The following is a 12,283-nucleotide window of genomic DNA, read 5'->3' as shown; positions in this document are numbered from 1 at the left end:
TTAAATCCGCTCAGCCGCAACACCTGTGGAAATGTGGACAAGGCTCCGCCTTGCCCACAGTCCCACAGGAGAACAAAAGACAAGAAGCGGACATTTGATGTGCTACCAAAACCGGACAAGTTAATTAGCTATCGACACCCCCCAGGAGGTCAGGCCCTTGGCCACCCCGTCCCGCTGGTTCGATACTTCTCGCCACGCTGACCGCCGGCCCTTCCTGCTGGCCCGGAACCGCATCGTGGCGGCGATCCGCCAGTGGTTCGCCGAGCGCGATTTCGTGGAGGTGGATTGTGCCGCACTGGCCGTTTCGCCCGGGAACGAGGCCCATCTCCATGCCTTTGCCACCGGGCTGATCCAGCCCGATGGCACAACCGAGACGCGCTATCTCCACACCTCGCCGGAATTTGCGTGCAAGAAGCTGCTGGCGGCGGGCGAAACCCGCATCTTCAACCTGGGGCACGTCTGGCGGAACCGGGAGCGCACGCCGACGCACTCCCCGGAGTTCACCATGCTGGAATGGTACCGGGCGCGGGAGGATTACGAAACCATCATCGCCGACACGCTGGACCTCGTGCAGCTTGCCGCGCGCACCGCCGGCACCCGGCAGTTCAACTGGAGGGGCCGCGCGGCCGACCCCTTCGCCGCGGCCGAGTGGCTGACGGTGAATGAAGCCTTCAAGGCCCATGCCGGGGTGGACCTGCTGGCGACACTGCGCGCCGACGGCACGGCCGACCGGGATGCCCTGGCAGCGATCTCTCCTGTCGCCTTCGGCAAGGGCGAGAGCTGGTCAGACATCTTCAGCCGCATCCTGTCGGAGAAGGTGGAGCCGCAACTGGGCAATGGCCGCGTCACGGTTCTCTATGAATATCCTTCGGTGGAGGCGGCCCTCGCCCGCACCACGGCGCATGACAGGCGCGTGGCGGAACGCTTCGAGCTCTATGCCTGCGGTGTGGAGCTTGCCAATGGCTTCGGCGAGCTGACCGACCCGGAGGAACAGCGCCGCCGCTTCGTGGCCGAGATGGACGTCAAGGAACAGGTCCATGGCGAGCGCTACCCGATCGACGAGGAGCTGCTGGAAGCCTTGGCGATGATGCCGCCGGCGTCGGGCGTGGCGCTGGGATTGGATCGTCTGGTGATGCTGGCGGCAGGGGCCACGCGGATCGACCAGGTGCTGTGGACGCCGGTTGCTTAGCTCGCACCCCGCCCTCATACACCCTTACATCCGTCAACCGGCTTTCGCAGGGATGACGAGCATCTCATTACCGTACCATCAGCGCCCAGTAATCGAGTTCCAGGATCACACCCGGCTTGTCCGGCGCGCCGTCTTCCACCGGGAACTCCGCACACGGAACATCGCGCGTGACCCGCGTCACGATGCGCAGCGCGCCGGCGTCGCCGCGGCCCGGCACCTCCGCCGTCTCGATGATCTCCGACCACGCGAAGACCGTGCCGCCGGCAAACAGCGGCGCAACGTGGCGGCCGCCATTGATGGCGGCGATGTGGAAGGCATTGGCGAGGCCGTTGAAACTGAGCGCGCGCGCCAGCGAGATGACGTGGCCGCCATAGATCAGCCTGCGGCCGAAGCGGCCTTGCGCCTCGGAGTGCTGGTTGAAATGCACCTTGGCGGTGTTCTGGTAGAGGCGGGTGGCCAGCATGTGCTCGGCCTCCTCCACCGTCATGCCATCGACATGGTCGATCTTCTCGCCCGCCCTGTAGTCGCCGAAGCGATGGGAGGAGCCGGCGAGGCCATCATCCCACCTGGCGCGGTCGACGATCGGGCAGGCCCGGCCAAGTTCGGCGAGGTCGACGCGCTTCGGAAGCGTCGGGACAACGGCCTCCGGTGCGGGTGCTGACTCGTCGCGCTTCCGCACCATCACCCAGCGCACATAGGAGAGCACCTCTTCGCCCTGCTGGTTCGTTCCCACCGAGCGCACATAGACAGTGCCGGTCTTGGCCGTCGAATTTTCCTTGACGCCGATCACTTCGGAGACCGCCGACAGCGTGTCGCCGGGATAGACGGGCTTGAGGAAGCGGCAATCGGCATAGCCGAGATTGGCCACGGCGTTGAGCGAGACATCCGGCACGGTCTTGCCGAAGACGACGTGGAAGGTGAGGAGATCGTCGACCGGCGCTTGGCGGTAGCCCGCCGCCCTGGCGAAAGTATCGGATGACTGCACCGCGAAGCGCGAGCCGTAGAGCGCGGTGTAGAGCGCCACGTCGCCCGCCGTCACCGTGCGCGGCGTGGCGTGGCGTATCTTCTGGCCGGGGCGGAAGTCCTCGAAGTAATTGCCGGGGTTGGTCTTGATGCTCACGAAATTGCCTCCGCAATGGCCGCCACGCGTTCCGCCATGGCAAGGTGCAAGCGTTCCACCATCTTGCCGTCCACCGTGATCACGCCCTTGGCTGAGTTCTCCGGCAGCTGGAATGCCGCAATGATCTTGCGCGCCCAGGCCACTTCCCCGGGTGCTGGCGAGAACATTTCGTTGCAGGCGGCGATCTGGCCGGGGTGGATCAGCGTCTTGCCGTCCATGCCGAGGGTCCGGCCCTGCTCGCATTCCGCACGGAAGCCCCGCTCGTCGCGGAAGTCGTTATAAACGCCGTCGATCACGTCGAGGCCATAGGCGCGCGCCGCCAGCAGCGTCATCGACAGCCAGGGCAGAATGGCGAAGCGCCCGCCGGTGGCCAGCGCGCGCGATTCCTTCAGCAGGTCATTGGTGCCGAGAACAAAGCAGGAGAGGCGCGCCACCTGGTGCACTGAGGCGATCTCGCGCACGTTGAAGATGGCCATGGGCGTTTCCATCATCGCCCACATGCGGGTCTTTTCCGCGCCGCCCATGCCGGCATGGATCTTCGAGACATTCACGATTTCGCCGGGCCGCGCCACCTTCGGGACAAGAATGGCATCGGGGTTCACTTCGGCTGCCATCTTGAGGTCGTCGACACCCCAGGGCGTGTCGAGGCCATTGATGCGGATGACGAGCTCGCGCCGTCCGAAGCCTCCCGCTTTCACCGCCGCCGCCACCTTGGCGCGGGCTTGCGGCTTGGCGTCGGGGGCGACCGAATCCTCGAGGTCGAGGATGAGTGAGTCGGCGGCGAGCGAGCGGGCCTTCTCAAGGGCGCGCTCATTGGCGCCGGGCATGTAGAGGACGCTGCGTCTGGCTCTGAACATCTTGTGTTTTCCGTCTCTTGCTGCGCTGCAAGCTAGCCGCCGCAATGCGCCAGGGGAAGCCCACTTTTGGGGGGCCGCATGGCTTCTGCCCTTGTGGGGATGAGCCGCTTTGGGCAATGTCCGCCCCCATGAAAACTTATGATGTCGTGATCGTCGGCGGCGGCGTGGTGGGCAGCGCCAGCGCCTACTACCTGCGGAAAAATGGCTTCACGGGCTCGATCGCCATCGTCGAGAAGGACACCAGCTGGGCGCATGGCTGCACCGCACGCTCGGCCGGGGGCTTGCGCCAGCAGTTCTCGACGCCGGAGAATATCCATCTTTCGAAGTTCGGCGTGACACTGGTCAAGAACCTGAAACAGGAGTTCGGACCCGATGCCGATATCGGCTTCAAGGAGCAGGGCTACCTGATCTGCGCCACGCCCGAAGGCCTGCTGACCCTCGAGGAGAACCACGCCGTCCAGATCGCGCATGGCGCGGACAACGTGCTGCTGCGCGGCGAGGAGCTTGCCGCGCGCTTTCCCTGGCTGGTGACGGAGGGGATCGCCGCAGGCTGCTTCGGCCTCTCGGGCGAGGGCTGGGTGGACCCCTATATGTTCGCGGCCCTGTTCCGGAAGGCTGCGATCGCGCAGGGTGCAGAACTGGTCCAGGGCGAGGTGACGGGTGTGACGCGCGATGGCCACCGCATCACCGGCTTGACGCTCGCCTCGGGCGAAGCCATCGCCTGCGGCACGCTGGTCAATGCCGCTGGCACGGGTGCGGGCCGGCTTGCGGCCATGGCGGGGATCGAGCTGCCCGTGGGTCCACGCAAGCGCTATGTCTATGTGCTCGATTGTCCGGCGGCCACCGAGGCGCTGCACTTAGCACCACTCACGGTCATTCCCGGCGGCGTCTATTTCCGGCCCGAGGGCCGCAACTTCCTCGCCGGTCTTTCGCCGGAAGAACATCAGGAGCCGGACATCCTTGACTGGGAGGTGGATTACAGCTGGTTCGAGGAGACTATCTGGCCGGCTCTCGCCGGGCGCGTGCCGCTGTTCGAGGCGATCAAGGTGATCAGCGCCTGGGTGGGGCATTATGATTACAATGCGCTGGACCAGAACGCGGTGATCGGCCCGAACCCGGAGGTCACGAATTTCCTCTTCGCCAATGGCTTCTCCGGCCATGGATTGCAGCAGGGCCCGGCGGCGGGCAATGCGATTTCCGAACTCGTCATCGATGGCCGCTACAAGACCATCGATCTCACGCGCTTCGGCTTCGCGCGCATCCGCAACAACAGGCCGCTGTTCGAGAAGAACGTGATCTGATGAAGGTGCTCAGCATCTCGAGCCAGGTCGTCTGGGGCCCCGTCGGCAATAGCGCTGCCGTTCCGGCGCTCCAGGCGAAGGGCCATGAGGTGCTGGCGCTGCCGACGATCACGCTGTCGAACCATCCGGGCCATTGTGCGCCGGCCGGCTTCCGCACGCCGGCGGAGGACATGGCGCGCATCTTCGCGGCACTGGAAGCCTTGGGTGCGCTGTCCGATCTCGACGGCATGCTCACCGGCTATTTCGCAACGGTGGGACAGGTGGAGGAGGTGGCGAAGCTGCTCGACCGCGTGCCCGTGCCCTTCCTGCTGGTCGATCCCGTAATGGGCGATCATGGCCGGCTCTATATCCCGCAGGAGGTGGCGGAGGCGATCCGCGACCACCTGCTGCCGCGCGCGGCCTGCGTGATGCCGAATGCCTTCGAGCTCGCCTGGCTCACCGGCCGCGAGGTGACGGATGAGGCAAGCGCCATCGCCGCCGCGCATGCGCTGCTGGTGCCGGAAGTGGTGGTGACCTCCGTGCCCTGTGCGGAAGGCCTTGCCACGCTGTTGGTGACGCCGGGGCAGAGCCATCGCGTGGTCGGCCCCAAGCTCGACACGGTGCCCAATGGCACGGGGGATTTTCTCAGCGGGCTCTATTTCGCCCAGCGCCTCACGCAATCGCCGCATCACGCCTTTGCCTCCGCGATGGACACGCTGGCGCGCGCTATCCGGCGCAGTGCGGGGTCTTCCGTGCTCGATGTCGCCGACGCGCTGCACGGATCATGACGCCCGTCCTCGGTGTCGATGGCTGCCCCGGCGGCTGGATCGCCGTGCGCTGGGCCGGGACCGTTTCGCATCACCTCTGCCGCAACTTCGCGCAAGTGATGACGATGGATGCGGCGGTGATCGCCGTGGATATGCCGATCGGCTTCCCGCTGGGCTCGGGCCGTGCGGCCGAGCGCGAGGTGCGCTCGCGGCTTGGTGAGCGGCAGTCGAGCGTCTTCTCCGTGCCCTCGCGCGCTGCGGTGATGTGCACGGATTATCGCGAGTCCTGCGCGGCGAACCTCGCCGCCTCCGATCCGCCGAAGAAGGTCTCGAAGCAGATCTTCCACATCTTCCCGAAGATGCGCGAGATCGATGCGCTGATCACGCCGGAACTGCAGTCCCGCATCGCCGAAGTCCATCCGGAGCTCGCCTTCTGGGCCATGAATGGAGAGATTCCCTCGCCGCTGCCCAAGAAGGTGAAGGGCCAGCCACACGCGCCCGGCCTTGAGCTGCGCAAGGTGCTGCTCGCCACGGCAGGCTTCCCCCTTGTCGATCTTCCATCCCCTTCTTATCGCCGCGCCGACGTGGGGACTGATGATCTCATCGACGCCTGCGCCTGCGCGTGGAGTGCGCGCCGCATCCTGGAAGGCCGCGCCGTCACCTTTCCTGCCGATCCGCCATGCGATGCAAGGGGCTTGCGCATGGCGATCTCGGCATGAGAAAGAGACGCGCAATCGAGGGAAAGAGCCGCCGATGACCGCCCACACCGCTTCCCGCCGAACGATCACGCGCGAAGACATCAGCCGGGCGGCTGCCCGCATCGCCGGCCACGTGCGCCGCACGCCCGTCATCGATGTGGCGGTCCCGGGCGTGGCGCTTCCCGTCACACTGAAGCTCGAACTGCTGCAGCATGCGGGCAGCTTCAAGCCGCGCGGCGCCTTCAACACGCTGCTTCAGGCGCAGGTGGGCGCAGGCGGCGTGGCCACGGCCTCGGGCGGCAACCACGGTGCGGCGGTGGCCTATGCCTCGCGCCAGCTTGGCCACCGCGCCAAGGTCTTCGTGCCCGAAATCGCGTCGCCCGCCAAGGTGGCGCGCATCGCCTCACTTGGCGCGGAGATCGTGCAGAAGGGGGCGAATTACCACGAGGCCTTCGCCCTGTGCGAGGACTGGATCGCCGCGAGCGGCGCCACCAATGTCCACGCCTATGATGCGGAAACGACGCTTGAAGGCCAGGGCACGCTCGCCCGCGAGCTGGAAGAGCAGGCCCCGGGCATCGACACGCTGCTCGTTGCAGTGGGTGGCGGTGGGCTCATCGGCGGCATTGCGGCGTGGTACCAGTCGCGCGTGAAGGTCGTGGGCGTCGAACCGGCCACCTGCAACGCGCTGCACGCCTCAATGGCCGCGGGCGAACGGGTGAAGGTGACGCCCTCGGGCCTTGCAAATGATTCGCTCGGCGCCAGCATGGTGGGCACACTGATGTTCGATATTGCGAAGAACCACATCGCCGAGGTGGCGCTCGTCCCGGACGACGACATTCGCAACGCGCAGCGCCAGCTGTGGCGGGAGACGCAGCTCGTCACCGAGCCGGGCGGCGCTGCCGCCTTCGCGGCCCTTCTCTCCGGCGCCTACAAGCCGGAGAGGGACGAGCGTGTTGGCGTTGTCGTCTGCGGCGCCAACACGCCGCTGGATGTCTTCGGCCAGCTGTTCGGCTGATGACCTTATTGGAAAAGCCGGTTGTTGCGCGGCTGCAACAGCTCAGCGCGTGAACTGCGCCACGATCTCCACATGCGATGACCATTTGAACTGGTCCACCGCCGTGACCCTCCCGAGGGCATAGCCACCGCCAACGAGTATTTCCGCATCACGCGCAAATGTCGCGGCATCGCAGGACACGGCCACCACCGTTTTCACCGTGCTGCGGGCCAGTTGCTTCGCCTGCATTTCGGCGCCGGCGCGCGGCGGATCGAAGACCACGGCGTCGAGTTCCTTCATCTCGTTGGGTACGAGGGGTTCGCGGAACAGGTCGCGCACCACGGCGGTGATGGGCTTGAGGCCGGATGCCGCCTTCGCCGCGGCATTCAGCGCGGCAATCGCCGGGCGGTCGTTATCATAGGCCTCGACGCGGGCGCGCTCGGCGATGCGGAAGGCGAAAGGGCCGATGCCGCAAAACAGGTCCGCCACGCTCTTGGCCTTGCCGAGCGCTTCGACCGCCAGCCGCGCCAGCGTCTCCTCGCCCAGCGCCGTCGCCTGCAGGAAACCGCCGGGCGGCAGCGCGAGCGTGGCCTTGCCCATCTGCAGACGTGGCGGCGCCGCCGTGGCGATGATCTCGCCATTGACCGACAGCCGCGCCAGTTTGAGCGCCGTCACGAGGCCCGCGAGATTGCCATGCTCGCGCTCCAGCACCGCGCGCTCCGCCTTGACGCTCACGTCGAGCCCGGTGAGCGTGGCCGTGACCGCCACGTCGCAGTCGCCGAGCTTGGCGCCGAGCGCGCGGCCGATGTCGAAGGCGGGGCCGAGGGCCGTCTCCAGGATGGGGCAGTGGCCGATGCCGAGCAGCGTATGGCTGCGCGCCTCCATGTAGCCCACCGTCACCACGCTGCCGCGCTTCCTCACATGCAGCGCCACGCGGCGGCGGCCGGCGCCATGGGCGTCGATGCAGCCGGTGACGGGAAAATCGATGCCGCGCGCCTTCAGCGCATCGCTGACGAGCGAGGCTTTCCAGTCGCGATAGGGCTCCGCACGCCAGTGCTGCAGCGCGCAGCCGCCGCAGCGGCCGTAATATTGGCAGAAGGGCGCAATGCGGTCGGGCGATGGCGTGTCGACCGTCACCAGCGACAGCCGGCCGCCCTCGCCACTCGCCCTGACCACCTCACCGGGCAGCGTATAGGGCACGAAGACGATGCGGTCTTCGCGCGTGGCGACACCTTCGCCGCGCTTGCCTAAACCGTCGATCCTCAGGTTGGTCTCAGACATCGGCGGCCTGCGGCGGATAGGCGATGGCGATGCCATATCCGCCCTCAAGTCCGATCTCGACAGGGCCGAGCGCCACGTTGGAAAGGGTGAGGGTGGAGCCCACGGGCACATCGCGCTTGCTCAGCGGCCACTTCACACCGGCGAGGTCCAGCCCCTGGAGATCCGTGAACGGAATGATGCTGAGACGCGTCTCCGCCGGAAGCTCCAAATGCAGGCGGCCGGCGATCAGCGGCCAGGCCTCCTCGACGCCGCTGGTCAGCAGGCAGGAGATGCCCCGCCGCGCGATCCGGATACTCTGGCCGAGCAGCCCCGCCGTGTGGTCGGTCTGCCCGCCGAGGCCCCCCAGCAGGATGATTCCGGCCGCACCCCGGCGGATCGCCTCGTCCACCGCGATGGCGCCGTCGGTGGCATCCTTTTCAGCGGGGAAGGTTTCGCGCAGCACGTCACGGTACTGCATGGTGAGCTCGGAGCCGGCACTGTCGAAGTCACCCACCCAGAGCTCCGGCATGATTTGCAGTGCGGCGGCATGCATCATGCCGCTGTCGGCGGCGATCACCCGGGCGCCCTTGATCTGGGATTTCAGCCGCGGCGTCACCGTCAGGTCGCCGCCGAGCAGGATTGCAAAACTTGTCATGGCCCACTTCTAGCAAAAGCTTCTTGCCAGCGCATGCGGGAAGCCTTAGTTCTTGTCCTGCTCTCAACGGGGTGCCGTGCAAGCGGCTGAGACGGGGCTTTACGCCCCGGACCCGCTGAACCTGATCCGGATCATGCCGGCGGAGGGATTGCGGGCGGACATTCCGGAAGGCCATGTCCAAACCTCCATCCAACGGCGAATGGAGGTAGTATTATGAAAAAAACGCTCACAGCCCTGTTCGCGCTCCTCACGCTGACCGCTCCTGCGATGGCGAAGGACACGCTTACCATCTACACCTATGACAGCTTCGCCGCCGAGTGGGGCCCCGGTCCCAAGGTGAAGGAAGCCTTCGAGAAGACCTGCGACTGCACCATCGAATGGGTGGCGCCGGGCGATGCGGTCGCCATGCTCAACCGCCTGAAGCTCGAGGGCGGGAACACCAAGGCCGACGTGGTGCTGGGCCTCGACACCAACCTCACCACCGAAGCCGCGAAGACCGGCCTGTTCGCAAAGCACGGCCTCGACGTCAGCCAGACGAAGACACCGATGCCGTGGACCGACGAATACTTCATGCCTTTCGACTACGGCTATTTCGCCGTGGTCTATGACAGCCAGACGCTGAAGAACCCGCCGAAGTCGCTGGACGAGCTGGTCAATGGCGACCCTTCCCAGAAGATCGTGCTGCAAGACCCGCGCTCCTCGACGCCGGGCCTCGGCTTCCTCCTCTGGATGAAGCAGGTCTATGGCGACAAGGCAGCGGATGCCTGGAAGAAGCTGGAGCCGCGAATCCTCACTGTGGCGCCCGGCTGGTCCGAAGCCTATGCGCTGTTCACCAAGGGCGAGGCGCCCATGGTGCTGTCCTACACCACGTCCCCCGCCTATCACGTGATCGCCGAGAATACCGATCGCTACAAGGCGGCCTCCTTTTCGGAAGGCCATTACATACAGGTGGAAGTCGGCGGCCTCGTCGAGGGCAGCCAGCACAAGGAGCTGGCGGCCAAGTTCCTCGCCTTCATGATGCAGCCTGGCTTCCAGGACCAGATCCCGACCAACAACTGGATGTTCCCGGCGGGCGCCACCTCGGCCCCGCTGCCCGCCGCCTTCGACCAGCTGGTGAAGCCGGTGAAGACGCTGCTTTATTCGCCGGAAGAGGTGGACCAGAACCGCCGCGCCTGGATCGACGAGTGGCTGAACGCCACGGCGAAGTGACCGGGGCGGAGTGATCGCCTACCGACCATCGCGGGCGCCAGCTTATGCGGCGCTCGCTTTTCTCGTTGTCGCGCTCACCGCGGGCTTTCTGCCCGTGCTGGGCATGGGGCTCGAGCAGGGGCTTTCGGGCCTCGATCCTTATGTCTTCCGCGTGCTGCGCTTCACGCTGCTGCAGGCGGGGCTTTCGACACTCCTTTCGCTTGCCCTCGGCCTTCCGCTGGCGCGGGCGCTGGCGCGGCAATCGTCCTTCCCGGGCCGTGGGCTGCTGCTCCAGCTTCTCAACCTGCCGCTGGCGCTCCCCGCCATTGTCGTCATCATCGGCGTCATCGAGGTCTATGGCGCCAGGGGCTGGCTCGGCGGGCTCTTCGACATCTATGGCCTGCAGGGCATCCTGCTGGCGCATGTGTTCTTCAACGTGCCGCTCGCCGCGCGGCTGATCCTGTCGGACCTTGAGCGCATTCCGGCCGAAAGCTGGAAGCTCTCGGCGCAACTGGGTCTCGGCCCACGCGCCATCTGGCGGCTCGTCGAATGGCCCGCGGTGAGGAGCGGCGTCGCGGGCGCCGCACTCCTCGTCTTCCTGCTCTGCGCCTCAAGCTTCGCGGTGGTGCTGACGCTGGGCGGCGGCCCGCGCGCCACCACGCTGGAGGTGGCGATCTACCAGTCGCTCCGCTCCGACTTCGATCCGCAGCGCGCGTCCATGCTGGCGCTGGTGCAGCTGGCGCTCTGCGCGACTCTGGCGCTGATTGCCCAGGCCTGGGGCGGGCTTGCTGCCGGCTGGCCGATGCTGCGGCTGCAGCCGAAGCGCTATGATGGGCGCTCGATGACGTCACGCCTGCTCGATGGCGGCATCGTGGCGTTGGCCATATTGCTGCTGTTGCCGCCGCTGGTGGCGCTCGCCGGCGCAGGGCTGTTCCACATCAACCCATCGGCGTTGCTGCTGCGGGCGCTGGCGACGAGCATCGGCCTCGGCGCCGCGAGTGCCGCACTGGCCTTCGCGGTGGTGTGGCCGCTTGCCGTGCTGGCGGTGCGGAGCGGCGCGTGGCGGAAGGTCGCCACCATTGCGGTGCTCGCCTCGTGGATCGTTCCGCCGGCCGCGCTCGCCACCGGCTGGTTCATCAGCCTCATCGCCTATGCCGGTATGACAGGGCTTGCAGCTTTCTTGGTGATCGCCATGAATGCGCTGATGTCGCTGCCCTTCGTCGCCCGCGTGCTGATGCCTGCACTTGCCCAGTCGGCGGAGGGGCATGACCGGCTGTGCATGAGCCTCGGCCTGTCCGGCTGGAGCCGTTTCCGGCTGGTGGAGCTGCCCGTGGTGAAGCGCGCCATCGGCCTCTCCCTCGTCATGGCGCTCATCCTGTCTCTGGGCGACCTCACCGCCATCTCGCTGTTCGGCACGCAGGACTTCGTGACACTGCCCGCGCTCATCTACCGCCAGATGGGCAGCTACCGTTTTGACGAGGCCATCGGCACGGCGTTGGTTCTGAGCGCCTTGGTTCTCGCCTTCTCCACCCTCGCCAGACGTTGGAGCGGCCGGCAATGATCCGCCTCGATGACGTAACCTTCCGCTACGAAGACTTGCAGATGCGCTTCGATGTGGACTTCCCCAGCGTCTCCTTCACCGCGGTGATCGGCCCCTCGGGCGGCGGCAAGTCGACGCTGCTCAACCTTATCGCCGGCTTCGAGGCGCCGGAGCAGGGCCGGGTGCTGATCGCGGGCGCGGACGTCACGGCGCTGCCGCCGGACCGGCGGCCGGTGAGCATGATCTTCCAGGACAACAATGTCTTCGCTCATCTCGACCTGTGGCAGAACGTGGCGATCGGCATCGCGCCTTCACTGAAGCTCGATGCCGGGCAGCGAAAGCGCGTCGACGCCGCCCTCGCCGGCGTGGGCCTCGGCGCGCTGATGCGGCGAAAGCCCGGCGAGGTCTCGGGCGGTGAACGCCAGCGCGTTGCCGTTGCCCGCGCCCTGGTGCGTGACCGTCCGGTGCTGCTGCTGGACGAGCCCTTCGCGGCGCTCGGCCCGGCGCTGCGGCGCGACATGCTGGATCTCGTAAAATCCATGCAGCAGGCGCGGGGCCTCACCGTGGTGATGGTCACCCACCAGCCGGAGGATGCGCTGGCCGCTGCCAGCCACACCGCCTATCTCGAGAACGGCCGCATCCTCGCGCTGCGCTCCACTGCGGAACTCTTCGCCGCGCGTGACCTGCCCGGGCTCGAAGCCTATCTCGGGGACTGGAGAAGTACTGGGCTTTAGG

General features: G+C 66.7%; 12 protein-coding genes and 1 riboswitch. Of the genes, 8 read left to right on the top strand and 4 right to left on the bottom strand.

What is annotated here, in order from left to right; genetic code table 11:
- Nucleotides 1-157 precede the first annotated feature (157 nt).
- A complete protein-coding gene (gene epmA, locus IOC82_RS11630; protein ID WP_290546360.1) occupies nt 158-1,189 on the top strand; it encodes an EF-P lysine aminoacylase EpmA in 1,032 nt (343 codons plus the stop codon).
- A gap of 67 nt (nt 1,190-1,256) precedes the next feature.
- Here the strand turns inward: epmA and IOC82_RS11625 are convergent, their stop codons facing one another.
- Both IOC82_RS11625 and IOC82_RS11620 read right to left on the bottom strand, forming a co-directional pair.
- A complete protein-coding gene (locus tag IOC82_RS11625) occupies nt 1,257-2,309 on the bottom strand; it encodes a MaoC family dehydratase (RefSeq protein WP_290546359.1) in 1,053 nt (350 codons plus the stop codon).
- Nucleotides 2,306-3,166, bottom strand: coding sequence for a CoA ester lyase (locus IOC82_RS11620; protein ID WP_290546358.1), 861 nt, complete (start codon nt 3,164-3,166; stop codon nt 2,306-2,308). The genes IOC82_RS11625 and IOC82_RS11620 overlap by 4 nt, the downstream gene beginning before the upstream one ends.
- A 128-nt stretch (nt 3,167-3,294) precedes the next feature.
- Between IOC82_RS11620 and IOC82_RS11615 the strand changes: the two genes are divergently transcribed.
- From IOC82_RS11615 to IOC82_RS11600, 4 genes are read left to right on the top strand one after another with little or no spacing between them, the layout of a single operon-like run.
- Nucleotides 3,295-4,467 carry an FAD-binding oxidoreductase gene (locus tag IOC82_RS11615; protein WP_290546357.1) on the top strand — a complete coding sequence of 391 codons (1,173 nt, stop codon included), beginning with the start codon at nt 3,295-3,297 and terminating at the stop codon, nt 4,465-4,467.
- The gene (locus IOC82_RS11610) at nt 4,467-5,234 is read left to right on the top strand and encodes a pyridoxal kinase (protein ID WP_290546356.1); all 768 of its coding nucleotides are present in this window, start codon (nt 4,467-4,469) and stop codon (nt 5,232-5,234) included. Before IOC82_RS11615 ends, IOC82_RS11610 begins: the two co-directional genes overlap by 1 nt.
- Complete coding sequence (locus IOC82_RS11605) at nt 5,231-5,932, top strand: DUF429 domain-containing protein (protein WP_290546355.1); 702 nt, start codon at nt 5,231-5,233, stop codon at nt 5,930-5,932. Before IOC82_RS11610 ends, IOC82_RS11605 begins: the two co-directional genes overlap by 4 nt.
- Nucleotides 5,933-5,966: 34 nt before the next feature.
- Complete coding sequence (locus tag IOC82_RS11600; RefSeq protein WP_290546354.1) at nt 5,967-6,926, top strand: threonine/serine dehydratase; 960 nt, start codon at nt 5,967-5,969, stop codon at nt 6,924-6,926.
- Nucleotides 6,927-6,968: 42 nt separating this feature from the next.
- Here the strand turns inward: IOC82_RS11600 and IOC82_RS11595 are convergent, their stop codons facing one another.
- Nucleotides 6,969-8,186 carry a methyltransferase gene (locus tag IOC82_RS11595; protein ID WP_290546353.1) on the bottom strand — a complete coding sequence of 406 codons (1,218 nt, stop codon included), beginning with the start codon at nt 8,184-8,186 and terminating at the stop codon, nt 6,969-6,971.
- Complete coding sequence (locus tag IOC82_RS11590) at nt 8,179-8,820, bottom strand: thiamine diphosphokinase (RefSeq protein WP_290546352.1); 642 nt, start codon at nt 8,818-8,820, stop codon at nt 8,179-8,181. Before IOC82_RS11590 ends, IOC82_RS11595 begins: the two co-directional genes overlap by 8 nt.
- A gap of 57 nt (nt 8,821-8,877) precedes the next feature.
- Nucleotides 8,878-8,985, top strand: a riboswitch (TPP riboswitch).
- A 48-nt stretch (nt 8,986-9,033) separates the two neighbouring features.
- Here IOC82_RS11590 and thiB point away from each other — a divergent pair.
- From thiB to thiQ, 3 genes are read left to right on the top strand one after another with little or no spacing between them, the layout of a single operon-like run.
- Entirely contained in the window at nt 9,034-10,029 is a 996-nt protein-coding gene (gene thiB / locus IOC82_RS11585) for a thiamine ABC transporter substrate binding subunit (RefSeq protein WP_290546351.1), read from the top strand.
- 10 nt (nt 10,030-10,039) lie between these two features.
- The gene (locus IOC82_RS11580; RefSeq protein WP_290546350.1) at nt 10,040-11,569 is read left to right on the top strand and encodes an ABC transporter permease subunit; all 1,530 of its coding nucleotides are present in this window, start codon (nt 10,040-10,042) and stop codon (nt 11,567-11,569) included.
- Nucleotides 11,566-12,282 carry a thiamine ABC transporter ATP-binding protein gene (gene thiQ / locus IOC82_RS11575; RefSeq protein WP_290546349.1) on the top strand — a complete coding sequence of 239 codons (717 nt, stop codon included), beginning with the start codon at nt 11,566-11,568 and terminating at the stop codon, nt 12,280-12,282. Before IOC82_RS11580 ends, thiQ begins: the two co-directional genes overlap by 4 nt.
- The last annotated feature ends 1 nt before the right edge of the window (nt 12,283 follow it).

Origin of the sequence: Aestuariivirga sp. (genome assembly GCF_020252395.1) — a bacterium.
Classification (GTDB): Bacteria; Pseudomonadota; Alphaproteobacteria; order Rhizobiales; family Aestuariivirgaceae; genus Aestuariivirga.
The sequence above is the reverse complement of the archived record's forward strand: the minus strand, read 5'-3'. Positions and strand labels throughout refer to the sequence as shown.